The organism is Halohasta salina (genome assembly GCF_024178165.1).
Taxonomy (GTDB): domain Archaea; phylum Halobacteriota; class Halobacteria; order Halobacteriales; family Haloferacaceae; genus Halohasta; species Halohasta salina.
On the sequence record NZ_JAMZIE010000002.1, the window covers coordinates 169,729 to 192,935 of the forward strand.

Below are 23,207 nucleotides of genomic sequence, written 5' to 3' on the forward strand. Positions count from 1 at the left end.
CAGGTGAAACGAAGCCGGGTCGGGACCGCGGCGACCGCCGGCAGTCCGCGGGCGACAGTCCACCCGGTGGTGCGGCGGGTCGTAGTCGACAGGTGGCTGTTTCCCCGGCCAACACCGGGGTGTCAAGCCGGCGCGAGGGGGTCGCGGTCGACGCCGTCTCGGCGGTCGGTTTCGCGGCCAGCATGGCAAACACGTTTTAATCCCTCCGTCGAAAAGAGGGTCATAGAATGACGTCATTTCAGGCGGAACTCGGTGCCGACGAGGGGATCGCCGAAGAGTTGGCCAAGGGCCAACGGGAGATCTCCATCGCCGAGTTCTTCGAGAAGAACAAACACATGCTCGGCTTCGACTCGGGCGCCCGGGGGCTCGTGACGGCTGTCAAGGAGGCCGTCGACAACGCCCTCGACGCGACCGAGGAGGCCGGCTTCCGCCCCGACATCTACGTCGAGATCGCCGAGGTCGGCGACTACTACCGACTCATCATTGAGGACAACGGGCCCGGTATCACCAAAGAACAGCTCCCCAAGGTCTTCGGGAAACTACTGTATGGCTCGCGGTTCCACGCCCGCGAACAGTCCCGCGGCCAACAGGGGATCGGGATCTCGGCGGCCGTCCTCTACTCCCAACTGACCAGCGGCAAGCCCGCCAAGATCACGAGCCGGACACAGGAAGCCGAGCAGGCCGAGTACTTCGAGCTGATCATCGACACCGACACCAACGAGCCCGAAATCCGGGCCTCCGAGTCGACCACGTGGGACCGAACTCACGGGACTCGGATCGAGTTGGAGATGGAGGCCAATATGCGGGCCCGCCAGCAGCTCCACGACTACATCAAACACACGGCGGTCGTCAACCCCCACGCCCGCATTGAACTCCGTGAGCCCGGACTCGACGAACCCCTGAAGTTCGAGCGGGGGACCGACCAACTGCCCGCCGAGACCAGCGAGATCCGCCCGCACCCCCACGGGGTCGAACTCGGGACGCTGTTGAAGATGCTGGCGGCGACCGAATCCTACTCGATCTCCGGCTTCTTGCAGGAGGAGTTCACCCGCGTCGGCAAGAAGACCGCCTCCAAGGTGCTCGATGCGTTCCGTGACCGTCACTACGGCCGAGAGGTCTCGTGGCCGACACCCTCCCTCGACGTCGACATCGAGGCGGCAGTCACCGAGGCGGTCTCGAACAAGGGCGCAGACGCCACCGCATCGTTCGCAAGCGAGGTCGAATCGGTGCTGGCCTCCCGCGAGCGAACGGCCCGCTTCGAACTCCGCGAGATCGTCGACAACGTTGCCGAAAGCGTCGCCGCCGACACCGGTCGCACCTTCGGCTCGACGGTCCGCGAGAAAGCGGTCGACGCCGCGTGGGGCGAACTCACCGCCTTCGAGCCGGACGCCGAGGACGGCCGGGACCACCTCACGCCAGCGATCTACACGCTGGTCGACGAGGCCACGAGCACCCGCAAGGACGACGCGACGGTGCAGGCGCTGGCCGAGCGGATCGCCCGGCGACTCGGCAACCGCGAGGGGGCGGCCTTCCGGCTGACGCACACGGAGCTAGAAGGGCTGGTCGACGACGCGGCCGACGCGACCGTCGAGTACGACGACGTGACCGTCGGCGACACCGCCCGCGAGAACATCATCGAGGCACTGTGGAAGGTCTCACGGACGGTGCCGGACGACCCGCCGAAGGTCCGCGAGATCGCCGACAGCCGCGATACCGCCAGCGAACTGCTGGAGGCGATGCGGGAGACCAACATCCTCGCGCCGCCGACCGACTGTCTGTCGCCGATCACGGCCGAACTGGTCGAGGCAGGGCTGAAAAAGGAGTATGACGCCGACTTCTATGCCGCCGCGACGCGCGACGCGGACGTCCATGGCGGCGACCCCTTCATTGTCGAGGCCGGGATCGCCTACGGCGGCGAACTCACATCGGAAGGCAAAGTCGACCTCCTCCGGTTCGCCAACCGCGTCCCGCTGGTCTACCAGCAGGGAGCGTGTGCCATCACCGACGTCGTCAAGGGCATCGGCTGGCGGAACTACCGGCTCGACCAGCCCGGCGGTAGCGGGATCCCCAACGGCCCCGCAGTCATTATGGTCCACGTCGCCTCGACAAACGTTCCCTTCACCAGCGAGTCGAAGGATGCGCTGGCGAACATCCCGGCGATCGAAGACGAGATCGAGCTGGCGATCCGCGAGGCCGCCCGCGAGCTCAAATCCTACCTCAACAAGCAGCGCTCGCTCCAGAAGCGCCAACAGAAACAGGACGTCCTCAGTCGGATCCTCCCGGAGATGGCCGACAAGGTCGCCGAGGTCACGGGGCGAGAACGACCCAACATCGAGGGGGCGATGGGCCGGATTATGAACAACCTCTGTATCGACCGCGAGGTCGACGACGGGACGGTGACGCTGTCGGTGGAAAACTACTCCGACCGGAGCGAGACCCCCGAAATCACCGAGATCGTCAGCGTCGAACCGCAGGATCTCAACGGCGATGCGACCGTCGTCGACCTCGACGGCGAATGGTACGTCCAGTGGTCGCCCGCCGTCTCGGCCGGCGAGGAAAGCGAGATCAGCTATTCGGTCGACGGTGAGGCCGATTTCGAGATCACGGTCGACGGGATCGAAGACGAGAAACTAACCCTCAACGCCTAACATGAGCACACAAACCAACGAAGAGCGAGCCCGAGAACAGCTCATCGACCTCGCCGCCGAGTTCTACGATCAGTTCGCCGGCGGCCAAATCCCCGAGATGACCCTGCCGACCCGGACCAAAAGCAACATCGAGTACGACAAAGACTCCGGGGTGTGGGTCTATGGCGACCGCACTTCCTCGCGGTCGGCCAACTCCGTGCGGGGGGCGCGCAAGCTCCTGAAAGCCGTCTACACCATCGAGTTCCTCGCCCAACAGTTGGACGAGGACCGGTCCTCTACGCTGCGAGAGCTCTACTACCTCTCCGAATCGTGGGACAACACCGAGGCCCACTTCTCCGATCAGGACGAGTCCAATCAGCTGATCGAGGACCTCGAAATCGTCTCGGGGGTCACCCGCGAGGACTTCCACATGCGGCCCGAGGAGTCCGGCGCGACGCTGATGGGCCCGCTGCAGATCCGCGAGCAGACCCGCCGTGGAGAACGCGAGATCCACTGTCAGGAGGACGTCGGCGAGGGTGGGTATCAGATCCCGAACAATCCCGATACCATCGAGTTCCTCGACAACGACATCGACTTCGTCCTCTGTGTGGAGACCGGCGGGATGCGCGACCGGCTGATCGAAAACGGGTTCGACGAGCAGTACAACTGTCTCGTCGTCCACCTCAAGGGCCAGCCCGCCCGTGCCACGCGACGGATCATCAAACGCCTCCACGACGAACTCGACCTGCCCGTCACCGTGTTCTGTGACGGTGACCCGTGGTCCTACCGCATCTACGGCTCGGTTGCATATGGGTCGATCAAGTCCGCCCACCTCTCGGAGTATCTGGCGACGCCGGAAGCGGAGTATATTGGCATCCAGCCGCAAGATATCGTCGACTACGATCTGCCGACCGATCCACTGGCCGATTCGGATATCAATGCCCTCGAATCCGAACTGACCGATCCGCGCTACCAGACCGACTACTGGGAAGAGCAGATCGAACTCCAACTCGACATCGGGAAGAAGGCCGAACAGCAGGCACTGGCAGCCCGTGGGCTGGATTTCGTCACCGAGACGTATCTCCCCGAGCGGCTCGACTCGATGGACGTTATCTGACCCGGTCGACGATCGATGTATCGCTATCGAACGACGGTGACTGGCGCCGGTGATCGCCTCGCAACAGTTTCTGCGACACTGCCGAGGAGCACTCGTGACACACCGGATCGACCGTGGCTCCCCAGAATCACGTGGTCGACGTCGTTGTCCTCGACGTAGTCGAGAATCGCGTCCGCCGGTCGGTTCGGCCCCCACTCGACGGCAATTGTCGACGTTACGTTGGCATCGTGTTCTTCGGCGAGCGCTTCCGCGTCAGCCAGCAACTCCTCGGCGTCGGTTTTGATCCGTTCGTAGGCCTCCTCGGAGTGGATCAACTGCCCCTCGCCGTAGTGGGTTTCCATCGGGTCGATCGCGTGGAGAATCGTAGTCTCGACGTCTGGAAAGACCGAAAGGGAGTATTCGAGCGCTTTGTGTGACTGTTCGGAGCCGTCGATGGCGACGACGTGGTGCGTCGTGCCGATCCGCTGGTGTGGGTGGACGATCGTAACCGGTACCGGTGCTCGGCGAAGGACGCGCTCGGCGACGCTCCCCAAGAGGACCCGTGCAGGCAGCGTCCGACCATGACTACCCATGATGATTTCGTCGACAGCAGCGTTCTCGGTAAAGCGGAGGATCTCACGACTCGGGTGGCCGACACGGACCTCGGTGTCGACCTCGATCTCGTTGCGCTCGGCGGTAGCGAGTAGATCCGCAAATTTCCGTTCCGGCTGTAGCTCGTCGTCGGTAGCCGCAGTGTAGCGGGAGTCGATGACGTACAGGAGCGTGATGTTCCCATCGGGAAACGCAGTGATGGCATGTTCGAGTGCGTCGGCAGCGAGTGGAGAGCCGTCTGTCGGTATCAACACATCCCGGGGCATACCAGACGATTCGGTGCGGTATGTGTTAGGGGTTGTCGCAGTATTGGTGAAATTCTACAACGGTTGGGCCACGGGTTCGGTCGGATCTACGAGCGATCGGGTCGTCATCGAGGAGTCAGTTGGTCGTTGGGACCGAGAAGGATCGGGGTTCTGTCAGGCGATTTAACCCATGAGATCACCGATGGTCTGGGCAGTATCAACCACACGATCGACGACATAGGTCGCCGCACCGCCGACGACTCCAGTCGATTCGATCTCGATTCGATCGTTCGCATATGCGGTTTGGAACGTTCCAACCGGATCATCAGCGGTTGCTAATTCACATGCGGTTCCACGATCCGTTTCGACGATAACGTCCGGATCGGACGGCTCACCGGTTTCGATGCCCGTAACGGTGAACTCGTCGTCGGTCGACACCGTATAATCAGTTGTCTCTGCGCCCTCGATGTGGAGATGAGTCGTGTTCGATGAGAGGGCTGGTTTGATCGCACCCGGGATCTGATCGGTATTCGATTCGAAGAGTGACACAGCGGTTTCGATATCAACCGTTGCCTGCGTTCCATCACAACGGATCTCTGTTGTCCCAGTCGGAGCAGTCTGCCCATAGACGGGCATCATCAGCACACCCGCCGAAACCACGAGCGCGATTCCGACAGCTATCGACTGTCTCATAGATGGGATATTACTTTCCGGTCACATAGTCTTTCTTCGGTACCCGCCTTGCAGTCAAGTGGTTCGAGAAACGATATAGCGTGTTCGGCCCCCTGTTGGAGATCGAGTTTCGTTATACGGCTGTTGGAGACAAAACAGCATTCGGGCCGGGCCAGCAAACGTTCGGTCGGTCGACGCTGTTCGATTGCGGGCCTCGGTGCCATTTGTTGTGGCTGGATTGGTACCCTGTGGCCACCGGTCGACCGAGTCGGCGAGAAGGCTTAGGTGGCGGTTCGTGGTAGCCACCCCCGATGAGCCTCCAAGACGCCATCGAACGACGACTTCACAGGACCGCGCGGGACGACGACCGGTTGCCGGAGAGTTCCCGTGGGATTCATGCGGCGGTCGCGGCGGTTCGCGGCCTCCAAGCGGGGTTCGTGGCGACACTGATCATGACTGCCTTTCGGCTCCCGATCATGCGGTCGCTGCCGCCGTCGACGAACTTCTGGGCACGGTACATCGGTTGTGGTGATACCGGCGACTATCCCGTGATCGGCCTCCTGTTGCACCTCCTGTATGAGACCTGCGGCGGAGCCGTCTTCGGCGGACTGTTCGCGTTGTTGTCCGCGGAACGCACCATCGAACCCGAACAACGGGGGATCGTCTGGGGATCAGTGTTCGGCATGGTACTGTCGGTGTTCGGGACACAGGTCGTCCTTGAGGGGTTGCTGGACAGCCGCCTCGATGCCGACGAACTCACGTTGTTCCACGCCGGCCATCTCGTCTACGGTATCGCCCTCGGCGCGTGGGTCGGCTCCCGAACCGAGGGGGTCGAGAACGTCCAAACCGAGTACGATTACGAACCCGACGCGTAAGCATATACCCTGAAAATCGGTGGCGATCTCCCGGAACACTCGGGCCACGCACGTCGGCAGCCCGTTGGTCGACAACGAATTCAATGAGCCGTCCCCTCGACACCGCGCTCCCCGAATGGCTGCGACGGGTCGACGACGAATGGGTCGACCTCTCGATTGGCAACGAACCTGCCGGAAGGCGTGTGGAATTCGAGAACTAAACCAGACGCTTTTCATCGGACCGAGCAGATGTGTGCGTATGGGTGTAAACCAAACAACGCAGTCGGATAGTCTCATTCAGTGGCCGTCCAATCCGGTCGGCTACGTGGCGATACTGATGGCCCTCATTACGGGCATTATCCACCTCGTGGCGACGACACGAGCCATCGAGATGAGTGTCGTGCTCGCCGTCCTGTTCGTGCTCAACGGACTGGGATTCCTCGGCGGAGCCGCACTGTATCTCACGCAGTTCTGGCGACGCTGGCTGTTCCTCGCGGCTGCGGTGTACTCGCTGGTGACGATTCTCGCGCTGTTCCCATTCCGCGGCTGGGGAATCGAGGCGTTCTACATGGACGGATCGATCAACCCGATCGTCGTCGTCACGAAGGTCGCCGAGGCCCTCCTCGCGGTCGTTTCGATCTATCTGTACCGTAGCACTGCCGAGTAAGACGGATGCCGCATCGGGCGCGTCGACCGACGGAACACGCCCGATCTATCGTGTACTATTCACACAGTACTGGGCCAGTAAAACGGCGGTCGACTACGGGGAATCGGCGTGTTCGGCGGCCGCCTCAGGTGTAGTTCTCGACCAGCGTCGTGAGTTGGGCTTTGGGTTTGACGCCGACGGTCTGTTCGACGGCCTCGCCGTCGCTGAACAGGACCATCGTCGGCACGCCACGGACGCCGTACTGCTGGGCCAGCGGCTGGAGGCGGTCGATGTCGACCTTGGCGACGGCGGCGTCGGTCTCGGCGGCGACCTGTTCGACGATCGGTTCGAGCTGCTGGCAGGGCCCACACCAGTCGGCATAGAAGTCGACCAACACCACGTCGTGACTTTCCGTGACCTCGGAGAAGTGGTCGACGCTCTCGATGTGAATCGGCGTGTCGGGTGCCCCGGCTGCCGAGTCGTCGTCGGCACCGTTGTCGGTGCCGAGCTGCTCCAACAGCTGTTCGCGTCGGCGCTCCTTGATTTCCTCGATGGTATCGGCGTCGCTCATACGGCTACCGATACGTGACTGGACTTTATAATTGTGTCTTTTGAGTACAATACTGTTGCGTGACTGCTCCGAGAGCGAGCGGTGATGAACGGAAGCGAACGGTCTGTGCTGTGGTTGTTGCGTACTCCCCGTGATGTCGTGGATTCGACGCCAGCAGTTATGTGCTTGGGTTACAATACAAAGTCGACAGTACCTGTGGTGGCCGTTGTGGTCGGCGGCGGCACCAACGGGAACCAGTATCGGTCGGTAGGGCGGCAACGATACATATTAACTTTGTTCCCGCGTGGCGACTAACGATAGACGTTATGTCCACCGAACCCACTTTCGGCGAGGAGTTAGAGTCCCTCACCGAGACGTATCTCGACCGGCTCGGCGACTGTATCGGCCTGCTTCCCGACCTCCTCGACCAGTATCGGGCTGGCGAGGACTACGAGTCGACGCTCGACGAGATCCAGGAGATCGAAAGCGAGTGCGACCGACTCAACCGGACGATCAACGGGACGATCACCAACGCCGGCGCGGAGGATATCGGGCTACTCAACTCCCGGGTCCACTTCAACACCTCCTCGCTGATCAGTTTCTACGGCAGCCTCGACGTGGTCGCCAACCTCACCGAACGGATCGGCCAGGAGCTCCACATGATCCAGCCCGACCACGACAACGCGTGTTTCGAGCGGATGGTCGAGATGGCCGAGAGCGCCGCCGACGGGATGGCACCGCTGGCCGACGTCGTCGTCCGGTTCATCCACAGCCTCAGTACGACCGACGAGTCCGACACCCTGACCGAGGAGATCGACGCCGTCCGGCGGATGGAAAGCGAGTGCGACGAACTCCGCAACGGGATCATCACCGACGCCTTCGACGGCGCGGTCGACGACCCACTTCTGTACCGGGAGTTCGCCATCCTGCTGGACAAACTCGCCAACACGATGGAAGACGTCACCGATCAGGTCATCGTGATCGCGAGCAACGAGCCCGGCATCGTCACCGAGCCCGACCCGCAGTGGGAGTAGGCTCCCGTCGACTAACTGGTCGCAATAGCGTCCCGATCCGACGAAAACACCGTTGCTGATGCGGCGACACTGTCGGCTATGGGACGCGACCTCGATATTATCGACCGGAAGATCCTCTCGAGTCTCCAGGAGGACGCCCGCAACAGCACCGCCCAGGAGCTCGCCGATACGGTCGGCGTCTCGGCCAGCACCGTCCGCAACCGGATCGCCCTGCTCGAATCCGACGGGATCATCCGGGGGTACTATCCCGAGATCGACTACGAGAACGCCAACATCCCGCTCAAGATGACGTTCGTGCTCACCGTGCCGCCGACAGAGATGACCGACTACTCCGAGCGGGTGCGCCTGATCCCCGGCGTGATCGACATCCGGGAGATGGTGACCGGCCGCCGGAACCTCTACGTCGACGTGGTGACCGGGGACTCCTCAAAACTCACCACTATCACCGACGAGATGCACGAACTCGGCGTCGATATCGAGAGTTCGGAGCTGATGCGCCGCCGCCGCGTCCAACCGTTCAACTTCTTCCGGCCGGACTCGGCCGAGGGCCGTCGCCACGATGATGCCGGGGACACGACGGTGGACCGAACGTGACAGATCGCAACTAGTACGACGGGATCGAAACGAACCAGCGATCACACAATCCGGCCGACATTCAGGTTCGGATCCTGGCCTTGTCGGTGTGGATTGCACAGAAAACACTGTCCGAATACGACTATTACACAACAATCAGCAAATATTGAACGTTATATTTATCTTCTCAGGAGTGTTCGGATCGATAGGGAACAACGCCGGTATGCGTACGATCGGCAGCCCGATGTCGCTGGTCCGTTCCCACCTCCCCTTCCCCCACCCCCGGTCTCTGCCCCGGGACCCCACCCCCGGTCCCGACCCACCCGCCGGATCAACTCGTTTTCCGCCCTCTTGGACTCGGTTTCCCTGCCGCCAGGCTTTCCAAGTGTCGGTCGTCCGGACTGTCACACGGCCGTCGACTCGGCCTCGTCGCTCTCGGATTCGGTCCGCCCGTCCAACGTCTCGAAGTCGAAGGTGGCGAACGCTTGTGGCACCGTGCCCTCGGTCGCATAGACGTAGAGCGCGGTTTTGACGATCCCCTGGACCGTTCGACCGACGAGGTAGACGCCGACCGAGACGGCCGCGACGCCGACGAGGACGGTCGTTGTCCCGACCCACGGCACGAGGCCGAACAGCCCGACGCCGACGGCGACGACCGCCGCGACGCTGCCGAGCCAGACGACGAACTGCAGCAGGCCGATCCCGAAGTTCGACCCCAGCGTCTCGCCCCACGTGCCCCGAAACGTTGCAGCACTCCGGGCGAACAGCCCGCGGGCCGAGACGTCTTCGAAGACGATCACCGGAACGACGAACAGCGTCGCAATCGTCCAGCCGACGGCGAACACCGCTCCGACGAGCCGCGAGAGCAGCGACTCCGAGCGTTCCAGCGACCGCAGAACCACCCCGACGAACGCCGAGATCGCCGCCCAGACCGCCAGCGGGCGTCGCTTCTCCCAGGCGGCGGCCAGCCCTGCCCGCAGCGTCGGCTCTCGGCCGTGGAAGGCCTCCCCGACCGACGCCACCAGCCCGGCGGTGACGAACGCGGCGACGAACGTCGTGGCGAAATACACGCCGAAGAACCCCACGACCGACTGCCAGCCCGTCGTCAGGTCGACGGTGAAGACGGCGACGTACAGTCCCACCCACAACAGCAGGCTCGCGCTCCCGCCGACCAGCGGGAACGCCACAAGCGTCGGATGGCGGCGGAGGACCTGCAGGCTGCTGCGGGTGAGCCGCAGCCCGGTCGTAAACCGCCGTACCAGTCGCATAGACGATACGTCTCGCGTCGACTACTAAAAGGGTACGTCCAGCCACGGCTCGGAGCCGATCAGTCGGTTACACTCGGGTTCCGTGGTCAAGCGCAGTGTGGGCTGTCGGCGCGGCGGTGACGTCGACGCCCAAGGTGGCTTCGAAAGCTATCGAGCGTGGATCGAAAGCAAGCGGAACAGCCGACGCCTACCCCTGCATCAGGTTCATCACTTCGTCGGCGACCTCGGGTTCGACGGCGATGACGTAGCGACGGCCAGCGGTCAGCGTGGTGTCCGACCGAGCGACGCGGTTGCCATCGTCGTCGGAGACGACCAGTGCGCCGGCGGGAAACCGGACCTTGCTGAGCTGTTTCCCGGCCGCGGGGGCTCCCTCAGTGACACGGACGAGCATGATGTCGAGGGTGCTGGTCACGTCGGCCAGCGTCTGCATGTCGCGGCCGATGATCTCGTCGGCCGCGACCCGTGCACCGGCGTGTTCGGGGAAGACGACCGCGTCGACGAACCGGGTGTACTCCTGGCCGGTCGCCCGTTCGATCCGGGCGACCGTCCGGATCTCGGGGGACAGCTCCGAAGCGGCCAGACAGACGCCGAGGTTGAGTCCCGTCTCGCCGGTGAGTGCAGCGATCACATCGGCCCGTTCGATCCCCGCCTGCTCGATGATGCCCGGATCGGTCGCATCGCCCTCGATGACCGTCGCGACCCACTCGTCGGCGATCTCGTCGACGATACGCTCGTCGCGTTCGATGATCGTTACGTCGTGGCCATGGTCGGCGAGCAGTGCGGCAGTCTCGAAGCCGACGCGTCCGCCACCGGCGATGATGACGTCACGACTCCCTGTCATGGGTCAGCGTTCGGCCTCCGGACCCATGTCGATACCGGTCTCGGCTCCTTCCTCGGCGGGCGTTCGGACCCGATCCAAGAGGAAATAGGCCACCCCGCCCAGCAGGATCCAGCCCGCGCTGAGTCCGAGCGCCAGCGGATCCGTCCGGACGAGATACACCACCAACACCCCGGTCAACAGCAGATTCAGCGCGATCCCGATCAGCGGTGGGGCGGGGTAGAACGGCATCTCGTAGGGGCGGTTCATATTGGGGCGTTCCCGGCGCAGTCGGATGACGGCGACGTTGACGACGATAAACGACAGCAGGAAGAACAGACTTGACATGTTGCCGGCGCTCTGTGTCGGGAGCGCGACCGAGCCGAGCATCACCACCGCGCTCGCGAGGATCGCCACGAAGGGCGTCCCGTAGCGGTGGTGGAGCTGGCCGAACGACGGCAGGAGCTGGCCCTCCCGACCCATCGAGAACGCCACCCGCGAGGAGGCGATGACGACCGCGTTCAGCGCGGTCAGCGTCGAGAACACCGCCCCGAAGACGATGAGCGCCCCGCCGTTTTGGATGATCGGGAGCCCGGTCGGCATGAACTCGGTCGCGGCGGTGGCGATCCCGGCCTCGCCAGCCTCGGCCAACCCCTGTGCGCCGAGAGTGCCGACCGCCACGGCGACGACCGCCAGATAGACGATCACCGTCGCGATGAGGCTCAGGAAAATCGCCTTCGGGATGTTTTCCCGCGGGTTTTCCACCTCTTCGGTGACGGTGGTGATGAGGTCGTACCCTTCGAAGGCGATGAACGTCAGCCCCATCGCCGGCAGGATCGCCGCCGGGCCAGCACCCTCCGCGAACAGCGGCTGGAACTCGGCTTCCGAAAACATCGGCGAGGCCAGCCCGAAGCCGACGAAGACCACGAGGATCCCCACCTTGATGATGGTAAACACCGTCTCGGCGCTCCCGCTGGCAGCCGTCGACACCGCGTTGAGCGCGACCAGCGCGAGGACGGCGACGAACGCCAACAGGAACCCGACCGGAAGAGCGATGTCGACGACCGGGATCGCGAGCGCGTCGACTGCGTCGGGCGGGGCGACGAATCCGTACACGTGGAGCAACTCGAGGAAGTTCGGCGCGAAGCCCAGCGCGTACAGCGCCCCGGCGATCATGTAGGCGAACCAGAGCATCCACCCCATCAGGAACGACGGGAGGTCGTCGAAGATCTCACGAACGAAGGCGTAGCCGCCACCGCTTTTCGGAATCGATGCAGCGAGCTCCGCATACGAGAGGCCAGTAAACGCCGTCACGACACCGTTGAGCGTGAACACGAGGATCGCGGCAGGACCGGCGATCTCGGCGGCCAGTCCCGTGAGCACGAAGATACCGGCACCGATCATCGCCCCCATCCCGATCATCGTCGCATCTAACAGTCCGAGCTCGGCGTTCGGAGAGCGGTTGGAGCCGTCCATGGCGTCCTATGGGCATAGTATCCATCGGCCCTACATGATGGTTCGGAAATCCGCTCTAAATATAGTATATATGTACTGTTCGGACATTTGACCTGTGTTCGTGAGCATGCAGTCGTCCTCAGACAGCGAGTCACCCACTGTCGGACGTCACAGTGGAGTGTCACCACCACGCCGCTGCCGACAACCGCCGACACTCGATCCGATTGCGCGACGCGTCGACGCCGTCGAAAGCCGCCGCAGGGGAACCGATAGCGACGACTCACAGCGGCGCGAGGCGGCGTCGGAAACGTGCGTCGACAGGGGCCATTCGCGGCGGAATCGCGGTACTCGCCGTGTCAGCGGCCGCGGCCGTCACGATGGTCTCGAAAACCGGAGTATTGACTCGGCACCGATCGATAAAAACGGGAGTAACGGACGCGGAGTTAGGCTTCGTCTTCGATCTCTTCGGCGAGTTCGTCGGCGTCGAGGTCGACGTCATCGAGGTCGACGTCGTCGAGGGCCTCTTCGACGTCCTCGCCGCCAGCACCGCCGAGGCCGCCCATCCCGCCCATGCCGCCGAACATGCCGCCACCGCTGCCGTCGAGGATCTCCTGGACGACGATGCGGTCGATGCCGGTCTTGGCGATGACGTCCTGGGCGATCTGGCCTTTCGACATCATCCACTGCTGGTTCATCGTTAGCTGGGGCGTCGACTCGATGTAGAGCGTCTCCTTTTCGACGGTCTGGGTCTCGAATTCGGGCTCTGCGTCCTCGTCATCGTCATCGGAGTCGACGGGGACCTCCTCTTCGACCTCGTCGGTCTCGATCCACAGCGGCGGCGCGTGCTGGAGGTACATGCCGAGCATGCCCTCGGCCTTCCCTTCGTCGTCGTCGACCTCGTCGAGGACCTCGTATTCGTATTCGAGCTCCTCGCCGGCCAGCGGGTGGTTGAAGTTGACGCGGGCGCGGCCGCCGATGATCGTCTCGACGTGGCCCTGCTCGTTGTCGATCTGGACGTTCGCGCCGGGGTAGCGGTCGTCCTCGGGGATCTTGTCGGCGCTGATGGTGCGGACCTGATCGGGGTCGTACTCGCCGAAAGCTTCCTCGGGGGAGATGACGACCGAGCCCTCGTCGCCGACCTCGCTGCCGACCAGCGCGTCGTCGACCGACTCGAAGACGTGACCCTCGCCGATGATGATCGTCCGCGGCTCGAACTCGTGTTCGTCGGTGTCGATGCCGGCCTCTTCGGCGACCTCGAGGATGGTGGTGTCGACCACGTCGTCGTCCTCGGTGGTCCGGAGCGTGTAGTCCAGTTCGACGAAATCGCCGTTCTGGAACCCTGTCTCGGTCTCCGATTCAGCATCTGCAGACTCATCAGCCTCGGCAGCCTCTGCCTCGGCCTGTTCCTCACTCATACCCTGACCAACTGTCGATGCACCCTTAAGAAGCACGGTTCGCGGTGGCCAACCCACAGAAGCTTTCGGGATACAGTGGGAGCAACGGGTATGTACGAAGTCGAACTCAAATGCCGGGCCGACCACGACGCCCTCCGCGAGACACTCGCCGAACTAGGAGCCGACCACGTCGACAGTCGCCAGCAAACGGACACCTACTACGACGCTCCCCACCGCGAGTTCGCCGAGACCGATGAGGCCCTCCGCATCCGCCACGAAGCGCCGGCCGACGGCGAGGCGGTCACCAAACTCACCTACAAGGGGCCACTCGTCGAGAGCGAGTCGAAGACCCGCGAGGAACACGAGACCACCGTCGACAGCGAGTCGGCCCTCGAAGGCGTGCTTTCAGGGCTGGGCTTCGAGCCAGCCGCAACCGTCGAAAAGGACCGGGAGTTCTACGCGCTGGAGGGGTATACGATCACCCTCGACAGCGTCGACGGCCTCGGGGAGTTCGTCGAGGTCGAGCGGGAGGCGACCGAATCGGAGGTCGAGCGTGTGCGGGAGGGCGCAGTCGACCTGCTGTCGAGGCTTGGCCTCGATCCGGGCGAACAGATCCGGACCTCGTATCTCGGCCTGCTGTTGGCCGCCGATGACGCCTGATATTCGTGTGAGTTATTTTAAAAGGATATTAGGTTTCCGCAAGTTATAGAATGGCGGCCTCCGAACGGTCGGTAATGAGTCGGAACATTCAGGTTAGCGAACTCGACCGGTCGGCGGTCGAGGATCAGGCGGTCGAGATCGTCGAGCGGAAGGGCGTCGGGCATCCGGATTCGATCAGCGACGGCATTGCGGAAAGCGTCTCGCGGGCTCTCTCGCAGCTCTATCTCGATCGGGTCGGCAAGGTGCTGCACTACAACACCGACGAGACCCAGCTCGTGGCGGGCCGGGCCGCCCCCTCCTTTGGCGGCGGCGAGGTCGTCGAGCCGATCTACATTCTGATCGTCGGCCGGGCGACCAAGGAGTACGACGGCCAGCAGTTGCCCGTCGACTCGACGGCGCTGGCGGCCGCCCGCGAGTACCTTGCTGAGACGATCCCCGAACTGGAGTACGGCACCGACGTGATCGTCGACGTCAAACTCGGCGAAGGCTCTGGGGACCTCCAGGAGGTCTTCGGCGAGGACGGCGCGACCGTCCCGATGGCCAACGACACCTCTTTCGGCGTCGGTCACGCCCCCCTCACCGAAACCGAAGAGATCGTCGCCACTGCCGAACAGGAACTGAACACCACCTACGCCGACGAACATCCCGAACTCGGCCCCGACGTCAAGATCATGGGCAAACGCGAGGGCGACCACATCAACATCACCGTCGCCGCCGCCATGATTGACGCCTACATCGAGGATATCGACGCCTACGCGACGGCCGTCGACGACGTCGAGGCCTATGTCACCGACCTTGCTGAGGAGATCACCGACCGCGAGGTCAGCGTCGACGTCAACACGGCCGACGATCTCGATGAGGGATCGATCTACCTCACGGTAACGGGAACCTCGGCCGAACAGGGAGACGACGGCTCGGTGGGCCGAGGCAACCGCGCCAACGGCCTCATCACCCCCAACCGACCGATGAGCATGGAGGCCACCTCCGGCAAGAACCCCGTCAACCACATCGGAAAGATCTACAATCTCCTCTCGACGGAGATCGCCGAGTCCGTGGTGGCGGAGGTCGACGGCATCCGCGACCTGCAGGTTCGCCTGCTGAGCCAGATCGGCAAACCCATCGATCAGCCCCACGTCGCCGACGCGCAGGTCGTCACCGACGAGGGCGTTGCCGTAGCCGACGTCGAGGGGGAGATCCGCGAGATCGTCGACCGCGAGTTGGGCAACGTGACCGACGTGACCCGGAAAGTCATCGACGGCGACATCTCGACGTTCTAAAAAAACAGTACGCTTTTGGGCTCCGATCCGTCTGTGTAGCTAGATGCGCCGCCGTCTCAGTGCGGGGACGATCGCCGGAGTCGGCATCGCAACCGCCCTCCTGACGCTGCTGTTCGTCGGCAACCGGACGCCGCAGAGCGACATCGTTTTCGTGACCGACGCCGTCGTGCCGCTGTTGTTTTCGGCGTTGTTGGTCGGCGCGAGCTACTGGGCGCTGTCGGACCGCTCGGACGACCGGGCGATGGTGCGGCTGACGCTGTGGTGTCTCGCCGGCGGGACGGTCGTCGGGGGCTTCGAATTCCTGACGCTGTTCTCCCAGTCGGAGGGCGGGGTCGTCATTCAAAACGAACTCCAGACGCTGAACGCGGGGGTCGCCCGTGGGGCGGTCATGGGGTTGGCCTTCGGCTTTTACGACGTCGAGCGGCAGCGGACCAGACGCCGCGAGCGGCAACTCCAGCGGCAGGTCGACCGGCTCGAGGAGTTCGCTTCGATCGTCTCCCACGACCTTCGGAGCCCGCTGACGGTCGCCCGTGGACGAATCGAGTTGCTGAAGGCGACCCACGACCTCGACGACGAACACGTCGACCAGATCGAGTTCGCCCACGAGCGGATGACCGAGATCATCGAGGACTCCCTCGCGCTGGCCCGAGGCGGCCACGAGGTGACCGATCCCGAGCCGGTGGCGATCGACGAGATCGCCCAGAGCGCGTGGCAGACCGCGGGCTCGGCGTCGGCAACGCTGGTCGTCGACGCCGAGGGGTCGATCGAGGCCGACGCCGATCGGCTCACACGAATGTTCGAGAACCTGTTTCGCAATAGTGTGGAGCATGGCTCCACGAGCAGTCGGCCGCAGGCCGACGACAGCGTGGAACATAGTCTCGACAGCGGCTCGGTGGCCGACGAGCCGGTCGACGAGACGGTCGACCACACCGCCGAAACCGACGTCGACCTCACGGTCACGGTCGGCTGGCTGGCCGACGAGGAGGGCTTTTTCGTGGCCGACGACGGGACGGGGATCGATCCCGACACCCGTGAGTCGGCCTTCGAGGCCGGCGAGACCGGCGGCGGCTCCGGCAGCGGTCTCGGACTGGCGATCGTCCGCCGGATCGCCGAGGCTCACGGCTGGACGGTCGAGATCACCGAGAGCCGTGAGGGCGGGGCGCGTTTCGAGTTCCGAATCTGATACGGTCCGTCGTCGGACGTTCCCGTCTCGACCGCCGCTCTGTGGGCGGTCGAGCGGGAACCGTCTACAACAGACAGGAAACCCAAACCGATTTACTCGGCGGCTGGCTTCTCCCGCCTGTGACTCGTGTCTGTCTCATCGGGGCCGGCGACGCCGACCTCCGCTACGAACTGCTGTCCCGTGAGACCGCCCGCGCCGCCCTCGCTACCTACGATCTCACCGAACCGTACGACAACACCATCGCCCTCGAGACGGTGAGTCTCGGGGCCGCAGTGGCCCTGCTGAACGACCTCCAGTGGTATCTCGTTCGGTTCACCGACGCCGCGCTGGTCAAGGAACCCTCCATCAGCGAGACCGAGTGGCTCTCCCGCGATCTCGCCGCACAGGTCCGCGATCGGGAGCTGCCGCCTGAAGAAACCGATCGCCGGTTGCAGATCTTCGGCGTCGACGACGGTCGGCTGGTCGAACCCATGTATGCCACCCGCGTCGCCGGCTCGGTGCCGAGCTACGACCTCCGTGCGGTCGACGAGACCGTCATCGTCCGGATCACTGACGACGAATTCGGCGGCTGAGCCGCCGGTCGACCGCGAGAGCCGCCCCCATCGATCCCTGCAACCGTCCCGCAACCCCCTCTCCAACGACGGTTTTCTGACCGTTCGTGGTCTGTACACAGTATTCGTGGATTGTTTCTAGAACACAGTCTATAGACGACAAATTACCGAACGTATGTTGTCTATTTAACTCTTACACGTATTATAATTCAGAAAACCATCAATAACTTTATGGTTGCGAACTGTACCTTTTGCAGTATGAAAGCGATACGCTCACACGGGTCGACGATCAGGCCGGGCCACCAGCATCTGTCGACTGTCGGTATATCGTTCCCCACGGAGGGATCCGTATAGTATGCAGCAACCTTCCGAGCGGCTGACGGGCTGTTTCAGGCACTTCTTCGAGGAGCTCAACGACGCCGCCGTGAAGTTCGAACTCGTCGACGGCGAGCCGGTGATCCGAGAGGCCAACGACGCCTTTCGGGACGTCTTCGGCTACGACGCCGGGCCGGTCGCCGGCGAGCCGCTGAACGACCTGATCGTGCCGGCGACCAAACACGAGGAGGCCAAACAGTTCGATGAGCGCACGCGGGCCGGCGAGTCGAACGCGGCGATCGTCGAGCGGATGACCGACGACGGCGAGCGGAAGTTCGTCTACCGGGGGGTCCCCTACCGGGACGACTACGGCTTTGCGGTCTACTCGGATATCACCGACGAACTCCAGCGCGAGCGGCACCTCGACGTGCTCCACCGGGTGCTCCGGCACAACCTCCGGAACGATCTCACGGTGATCCTCGGGATGGCCGCGAAGATCATCGAGGAGGCCGACGATCCCGAGATCCAGTCGACCGCCGCGAAGATCAAGCGGACCGCCGGCGACCTCTCACAGCTCAGCGACGAGGCCAAAACCATCGAGAAGGTCCTCGGCGAGTCCGCCGATCTACAGCCGGTCGAGCTCCGGGCGCTGGCCGAGGAGGTCGCCACGAGCTGTGCAGCCCGCTTCGAGACCGCCGCGATCACCACCGACGTGCCCGCAGGCCTGCGGGTCAGCGCCAACGACAAGCTCCGAATCGTCCTCCGGAGCCTCGTCGACAACGCGATCCGGCACAACGACGCGGCCGATCCGCGGGCCACCGTTTCCGCAACTACGATCGACGACGGAACGGTCCGGCTCGCGGTCCGTGACAACGGGCCGGGGATCCCCGCCGCCGAACAGCGGATCATCGTCGACGACGCGGAGATCACGCCCCTCAACCACGGCAGCGGGCTGGGGCTGTGGCTCGTCAAGTGGATCGTCGACTCTTACGGCGGCACCGTGGGAATCGAGACCCCCACCGACGGCGGCACCGTCGTCGAACTCCGGTTGAACCGCGCCGTCGACTGAGCGTTAGAAGAGTGCCTCGTCCTCGTCGAGGACGTGGGCGGGGCCGCCGACTTCCCAGATGTCGGTTTCGATGCCGATCTCGGCAATGCGGCTCTCGACGCGGTCGACGCCCTCCTCGCGCGTATTCACGTAGACGCTCGCACCCGTATCCGTCGAGAAGTAGACGTCGACGCCCTCCTCGCGGAGTTCCCGGACCGCGTTGAAGACGGCGATCGTCTCGGGCTGCCAGTAGACCCATCCCGAGGGGCCGGTCATCGTCGCGGCGGTCAACGATAGCGAGTCGTGTTCGGCGAGCTCGAAGACGCGCTCGAAGGAGGCTTCCCGCAGGGCGTCCCGCATCTCGACGATCTGGTCAGGGATGTGGGCGACTCGCGACTGAAACATGTGGCTCTCGGCGGCTTCCCGGTGTGCTTCTTCGGTCTCTTTATATGAGGGCACGTGGGCGGCGACGATCTTGAGGTCGTCTTCGAGTTCCGAGTCGAGCCGGTAGGACCGACAGTCCTCGTCGTTGAGTCCCGCATACAGGTGGGAAAAGGCCCCCGTCACCGCGCGGGCGGCCGACGACGAGCCGCGGCGGGCGACCGTCGAGATCTCGGGGAGGCTCATATCGAGTCCGGCGGCCTCGACGAGGGCCATCGCGGCGGCGGCGAAGCCCGACGACGAGGAGCCGAAGCCGATGTTCGATGGGAAGGAGTTCTCGCTTTCGAAGCGAACCGCGTGGTCGAAGCCCGCCAACTCGCGGACGTGGTCGACGACCATCGCGATCCGTTCGGCCGCCCGTCCGTCGACCTCCTCGCCGTCGATCAGGTAGGTATCTTGCGCGCCACCTTCGGCGTCGACGTCGTCGAGCCACTCGACGGTCGTCGTCGTGTTGGTGGGGGCGGTACAGACGCTGATCGAGTCGTGGTACGGCAGGCGGAGTTCGGGGTCGCGCATCCCGTGGTATTTGACGAGCCCCTGAATCGGATGGGCCCGTGCGGTCGCTTTCATGGTCATTGATGGGTATGGCGGACGGTCGGGGGTTAGGCGTTGCGGATCAGTCGTGGAATTCGTCCGGAGTGGGTCGACAGAACCGATAACAAGAGTTTAGGGTCGCCTCATCGAAGCCCGCGGTATGACCGAGTACACCGTCGAGTTCGTCGGGACCGGCGAGACGATCACGGTCTCCGACAAGCAGACGATTTTGAAGGCCTGTCTGGAGGAGGGAATCGCCCAAGAGTACTCCTGTCGCGTCGGCATGTGTCTGGCCTGTTCGGCCGAGATCATCGAAGGCGAAGTCGCCCAGCCGGCCGCTCGCGGATTCACCGAAGCAGAGCGGGAAAACTACGCGCTGACCTGCATGGCCCGCCCGCAGTCGGACCTCAAACTCGAACGTGGTGTCTACCCGCCGAGCATCGAGGACGATATCGCCAGCGGTGCGGCCGACACTGCGGCCGCCGACGACTGACTCAGTTCGCCTCGAAGCGGTGGCGAACGATCTCGGCGTCGTCGTTCCACTCGAAGTCCCCGCCGTGGGCTCGAACCAGCCGTTCTTTGTAGGCCTCCAGATCGGCCGATCCCTCCCGTTGGGCGTCTTCGTCGGTCATCTCGCCTAAGGTGAGTTCGTCGACACCGACCACGACGAACTCCTCGTCGTCGATCTCGAAGGTGTCTCCCTCTTCGGCGTAGGCCTGCCCGCGGCTGATCTGGGTCATCTCGCCGGCCACTACGGCCTGTTTGACGTGGTCGTTGGGTAACAGCGTCTCGGCGTCGATCGTTCCCATAGACTTCGTTAGTCGGCGACTACCAAAATACCCGCGTCTATCTGACACCGATCGGCACATCGTGGGGTCGACCCGCGGGATTCAAGACCGTTGGGCGACCCCACTCAATCAATGCGTCAGGACCACCTCATCTCCGCGAGCCAGCTCTCGCGGGCCGACATCGAGGCGGTGCTCGACCGGGCCGCCGAGATCGACGGCGACCCGGCGGCGTGGGGCGACACCCACGACCGGGCCGTACTGGGCCTCTGTTTCTTCGAACCGAGCACACGCACCAAAATGAGCTTCGACACCGCCATCAAGCGACTCGGCGGCACCACCACGGATATGGGATCGGTCGACTCCTCCTCGGTAAAGAAGGGCGAGAGCCTCGCCGACACCGTCCGCGTCGTCGAAGGCTACGCCGACGCGCTCGTCCTCAGACACCCAAGCGAGGGGGCGGCCAAACTGGCCTCGGAGTTCGTCGACGTCCCCGTGATCAACGCGGGCGACGGCGCAGGGCAGCATCCGAGCCAGACCCTACTCGATCTCTATACGATCCGCGAGAACGTCGGCCTCGATGATCTGTCGATCGGGATCATGGGCGACCTGAAGTACGGCCGGACGGTCCACTCGCTGGCCGAGGCGTTGACGAACTTCGATGTGCGCCAGCACTTTATCAGCCCCGAGAGCCTCCAACTCCCCCGCGGGGTACGGTTCGATCTCCACCAGTCGGGCGCACAGGTCAGGGAACACACCGAACTCGACGGGGTCCTCCCTGACCTCGACGTGCTGTATGTCACCCGGATCCAGCGCGAGCGGTTCCCCGACGAGACCGAGTACGAGAAGGTCGCCGGCGAGTACCAGATCGACACCGAGACCCTGAACGCAGCCAAAGACGACCTCGCGGTGATGCACCCGCTGCCGCGTGTCGACGAGATCGACCCCGCCGTCGACGCCACCGACCACGCGACCTACTTCGAACAGGCGCACAACGGCGTGCCCGTCAGAATGGCACTGCTGGACTCACTCTTGGAGGCTGACCAATGAGCGACCGTGAACTCCGCGTCTCGAAGATCCGCAACGGTACCGTCATCGACCACGTCACCGGTGGACAGGCGCTCAACGTGCTGTCGATCCTCGGCATCGACGGCTCGGAGGGACTGGGCGTCTCGGTCGTGATGAACGTCCCCAGCGACCGACTCGGCCGCAAGGACGTCGTGAAAGTCGAGGACCGCGAGCTGAGCCAGTCGGAGGTCGACGTCATCTCGCTGATCGCCCCCGAGGCCTCGATCAACATCATCCGGGAGTTCGACGTCGTCCAGAAGAACCGCGTCGACCGCCCCGAGAGCGTCGTCGGGCTGCTGTCGTGTCCCAACCGCAACTGCATCACCAACGAACCCGAGCCGGTCGAAACCGACTTCACCGTCGTCGAAGAGGGCGTTCGGTGTACCTACTGCGGAACGATCATCCGCGAGGAGCTGGCCGACCACATCGACCCCGAGTAGCGATCCGGCAAGAAAGAATTTTAACCGGGCCGTGCGTTTGCCAGCGTATGTCTACGAAAGTAAAACTCGTTGCCGTACTGGTCGCCGTCGTCGTTGCCTACGCCCTGTTTTCGGGCGACACTGAACCGGTCGAAGTACAGGTCGAAGAGTAGCGAGTCGAACGACTTACCCACCGCCGCCGCCAACCCTCGGCTATGTACGGGGTCGTCACCCGAAACGTACCCGAGGTCGACTGGCCGGCGTTCGACACCGCTTTCTACGAGGTCAAAGACGTCAGCGGCCGCCCCGCCGACCCGATCGACAGCGCCGTCAACATGGTCTCGTGTTTCGGCGACAACGCCGCTGCGGGCGAGCACCCCGAACTAGTGCCGGTCGACGCCGCGGGCAACGAGGCGACCCGCGACCGACAGTACTTCGACTGGGCCTACATCTGTCCGACCCACGACGCCTACCGCGAGGGGCTCCTCGAAATAATCGGGGACTGCGCCGACGCGAACCCCGATGTCCGGCTCGACGACGTCGGCTTTCCGCGTGAGGGCTACTGCCGCTGTGACCGGTGCGACCGCCGGTTCGCCGACAGCGAGTACGACGACCGAAACGCGTGGCGCGCGTCGGTCATCACCGAGTTCGTCGCCGAAGCCAGCCAGCGTATCCCCGGCCGGACCTACCTCACGCTCTACCCCGACCCGTATCCGGGCCACCTCTACGAGCGGGCCGGTCTCGACCTCGACGCGCTGAGCGACCACGTCGACGAGTTCGTCGTCCCGCTGTACGACACTGAGTACGGGACGACCTACTGGCTCGAAAGCCTCGCCCGCGGCTTTCGCACCGCGTTAGGCGGCGACTACGATGTCAATGGCAACGAACCGGAGACACCCTTCTCGGTGGAACTGTACGCGGTCGACGTCGACGTCGACAACCTGATCCACGCCGCCGACGTAGCCGACACCTACGCCAAGGACGTCCTGTTCGGCTACGACGCCGCACAAGCCGCAGCAGCGATTCGCCGGAAGAACGCCGACGCCCGCGAGGGCGAGAGCCACGGTCCGGATTCCTAAGCGA

The 23,207-nt window shown here is 63.9% G+C and carries 24 protein-coding genes; 15 read left to right on the forward strand and 9 right to left on the reverse strand.

Annotated elements, in window-relative coordinates; translation table 11 throughout:
• Nucleotides 1-227: 227 nt before the first annotated feature.
• Both NKJ34_RS04865 and NKJ34_RS04870 read left to right on the forward strand, forming a co-directional pair.
• Entirely contained in the window at nt 228-2,648 is a 2,421-nt protein-coding gene (locus NKJ34_RS04865) for a DNA topoisomerase VI subunit B (RefSeq protein ID WP_253737152.1), read from the forward strand.
• Nucleotide 2,649: 1 nt separating this feature from the next.
• Nucleotides 2,650-3,744 carry a DNA topoisomerase IV subunit A gene (locus NKJ34_RS04870; protein WP_253737153.1) on the forward strand — a complete coding sequence of 365 codons (1,095 nt, stop codon included), beginning with the start codon at nt 2,650-2,652 and terminating at the stop codon, nt 3,742-3,744.
• A gap of 23 nt (nt 3,745-3,767) precedes the next feature.
• On the opposite strand, the gene NKJ34_RS04875 is transcribed toward NKJ34_RS04870, so the two are convergent.
• The gene (locus NKJ34_RS04875) at nt 3,768-4,601 is read right to left on the reverse strand and encodes a universal stress protein (RefSeq protein WP_253737154.1); all 834 of its coding nucleotides are present in this window, start codon (nt 4,599-4,601) and stop codon (nt 3,768-3,770) included.
• Between the two features lie 162 nt (nt 4,602-4,763).
• Nucleotides 4,764-5,273 (reverse strand): hypothetical protein, encoded by a 510-nt coding sequence (locus NKJ34_RS04880; RefSeq protein WP_253737155.1) that lies wholly within the window; start codon nt 5,271-5,273, stop codon nt 4,764-4,766.
• Between the two features lie 290 nt (nt 5,274-5,563).
• On the opposite strand from NKJ34_RS04880, the gene NKJ34_RS04885 reads away from it, so the two are divergent.
• On the forward strand, nt 5,564-6,127 hold the full coding sequence (locus NKJ34_RS04885) for a DUF6789 family protein (protein ID WP_253737156.1): 564 nt from the start codon (nt 5,564-5,566) through the stop codon (nt 6,125-6,127).
• Between the two features lie 238 nt (nt 6,128-6,365).
• The gene (locus NKJ34_RS04890) at nt 6,366-6,773 is read left to right on the forward strand and encodes a DUF7475 family protein (RefSeq protein ID WP_253737157.1); all 408 of its coding nucleotides are present in this window, start codon (nt 6,366-6,368) and stop codon (nt 6,771-6,773) included.
• Between the two features lie 124 nt (nt 6,774-6,897).
• Here the strand turns inward: NKJ34_RS04890 and trxA are convergent, their stop codons facing one another.
• Nucleotides 6,898-7,323, reverse strand: coding sequence for a thioredoxin (trxA, locus tag NKJ34_RS04895; RefSeq protein ID WP_253737158.1), 426 nt, complete (start codon nt 7,321-7,323; stop codon nt 6,898-6,900).
• A gap of 305 nt (nt 7,324-7,628) precedes the next feature.
• On the opposite strand from trxA, the gene NKJ34_RS04900 reads away from it, so the two are divergent.
• Nucleotides 7,629-8,336, forward strand: a complete 708-nt coding sequence (locus NKJ34_RS04900; RefSeq protein ID WP_253737159.1) for a DUF47 domain-containing protein — start codon at nt 7,629-7,631, stop codon at nt 8,334-8,336.
• A gap of 78 nt (nt 8,337-8,414) precedes the next feature.
• Nucleotides 8,415-8,930, forward strand: coding sequence for an Lrp/AsnC family transcriptional regulator (locus tag NKJ34_RS04905; RefSeq protein ID WP_253737160.1), 516 nt, complete (start codon nt 8,415-8,417; stop codon nt 8,928-8,930).
• Nucleotides 8,931-9,313: 383 nt separating this feature from the next.
• Here the strand turns inward: NKJ34_RS04905 and NKJ34_RS04910 are convergent, their stop codons facing one another.
• The 4 genes from NKJ34_RS04910 to NKJ34_RS04925 form a co-directional block, all read right to left on the reverse strand.
• Nucleotides 9,314-10,177 carry a DUF6159 family protein gene (locus tag NKJ34_RS04910; protein WP_253737161.1) on the reverse strand — a complete coding sequence of 288 codons (864 nt, stop codon included), beginning with the start codon at nt 10,175-10,177 and terminating at the stop codon, nt 9,314-9,316.
• A 187-nt stretch (nt 10,178-10,364) separates the two neighbouring features.
• Nucleotides 10,365-11,018: a potassium channel family protein gene (locus NKJ34_RS04915; RefSeq protein ID WP_253737162.1), complete on the reverse strand. Its 654-nt coding sequence runs from the start codon at nt 11,016-11,018 to the stop codon at nt 10,365-10,367.
• A 3-nt stretch (nt 11,019-11,021) separates the two neighbouring features.
• Nucleotides 11,022-12,470, reverse strand: coding sequence for an APC family permease (locus NKJ34_RS04920; protein WP_253737163.1), 1,449 nt, complete (start codon nt 12,468-12,470; stop codon nt 11,022-11,024).
• A gap of 422 nt (nt 12,471-12,892) precedes the next feature.
• Nucleotides 12,893-13,864 (reverse strand): FKBP-type peptidyl-prolyl cis-trans isomerase, encoded by a 972-nt coding sequence (locus NKJ34_RS04925; RefSeq protein WP_253737164.1) that lies wholly within the window; start codon nt 13,862-13,864, stop codon nt 12,893-12,895.
• A 90-nt stretch (nt 13,865-13,954) separates the two neighbouring features.
• On the opposite strand from NKJ34_RS04925, the gene cyaB reads away from it, so the two are divergent.
• The 5 genes from cyaB (at nt 13,955) to NKJ34_RS04950 (ending at nt 18,898) form a co-directional block, all read left to right on the forward strand.
• A complete protein-coding gene (cyaB, locus tag NKJ34_RS04930) occupies nt 13,955-14,503 on the forward strand; it encodes a class IV adenylate cyclase (RefSeq protein WP_253737165.1) in 549 nt (182 codons plus the stop codon).
• Between the two features lie 74 nt (nt 14,504-14,577).
• A complete protein-coding gene (locus NKJ34_RS04935; RefSeq protein WP_253737166.1) occupies nt 14,578-15,780 on the forward strand; it encodes a methionine adenosyltransferase in 1,203 nt (400 codons plus the stop codon).
• Between the two features lie 43 nt (nt 15,781-15,823).
• The gene (locus NKJ34_RS04940) at nt 15,824-16,963 is read left to right on the forward strand and encodes a sensor histidine kinase (protein WP_253737167.1); all 1,140 of its coding nucleotides are present in this window, start codon (nt 15,824-15,826) and stop codon (nt 16,961-16,963) included.
• 119 nt (nt 16,964-17,082) lie between these two features.
• Nucleotides 17,083-17,535, forward strand: coding sequence for a DUF5804 family protein (locus NKJ34_RS04945; protein WP_253737168.1), 453 nt, complete (start codon nt 17,083-17,085; stop codon nt 17,533-17,535).
• Between the two features lie 334 nt (nt 17,536-17,869).
• Nucleotides 17,870-18,898 (forward strand): sensor histidine kinase, encoded by a 1,029-nt coding sequence (locus NKJ34_RS04950; protein ID WP_253737169.1) that lies wholly within the window; start codon nt 17,870-17,872, stop codon nt 18,896-18,898.
• 3 nt (nt 18,899-18,901) lie between these two features.
• Here the strand turns inward: NKJ34_RS04950 and mvaD are convergent, their stop codons facing one another.
• A complete protein-coding gene (gene mvaD, locus NKJ34_RS04955) occupies nt 18,902-19,888 on the reverse strand; it encodes a phosphomevalonate decarboxylase MvaD (RefSeq protein WP_253737589.1) in 987 nt (328 codons plus the stop codon).
• Nucleotides 19,889-20,012: 124 nt separating this feature from the next.
• Here mvaD and NKJ34_RS04960 point away from each other — a divergent pair, with 124 nt between their 5' ends.
• Entirely contained in the window at nt 20,013-20,345 is a 333-nt protein-coding gene (locus tag NKJ34_RS04960) for a 2Fe-2S iron-sulfur cluster-binding protein (protein WP_253737170.1), read from the forward strand.
• A gap of 1 nt (nt 20,346) precedes the next feature.
• On the opposite strand, the gene NKJ34_RS04965 is transcribed toward NKJ34_RS04960, so the two are convergent.
• Nucleotides 20,347-20,661, reverse strand: a complete 315-nt coding sequence (locus tag NKJ34_RS04965; RefSeq protein ID WP_253737171.1) for an ASCH domain-containing protein — start codon at nt 20,659-20,661, stop codon at nt 20,347-20,349.
• 111 nt (nt 20,662-20,772) lie between these two features.
• Here NKJ34_RS04965 and pyrB point away from each other — a divergent pair, with 111 nt between their 5' ends.
• From pyrB to NKJ34_RS04980, 3 genes are all read left to right on the forward strand, one after another.
• On the forward strand, nt 20,773-21,687 hold the full coding sequence (gene pyrB, locus NKJ34_RS04970) for an aspartate carbamoyltransferase (RefSeq protein WP_253737172.1): 915 nt from the start codon (nt 20,773-20,775) through the stop codon (nt 21,685-21,687).
• Entirely contained in the window at nt 21,684-22,145 is a 462-nt protein-coding gene (pyrI, locus tag NKJ34_RS04975; protein ID WP_253737173.1) for an aspartate carbamoyltransferase regulatory subunit, read from the forward strand. The genes pyrB and pyrI overlap by 4 nt, the downstream gene beginning before the upstream one ends.
• Before the next feature lie 194 nt (nt 22,146-22,339).
• Nucleotides 22,340-23,203 carry a hypothetical protein gene (locus tag NKJ34_RS04980; protein WP_253737174.1) on the forward strand — a complete coding sequence of 288 codons (864 nt, stop codon included), beginning with the start codon at nt 22,340-22,342 and terminating at the stop codon, nt 23,201-23,203.
• Nucleotides 23,204-23,207: the final 4 nt, after the last annotated feature.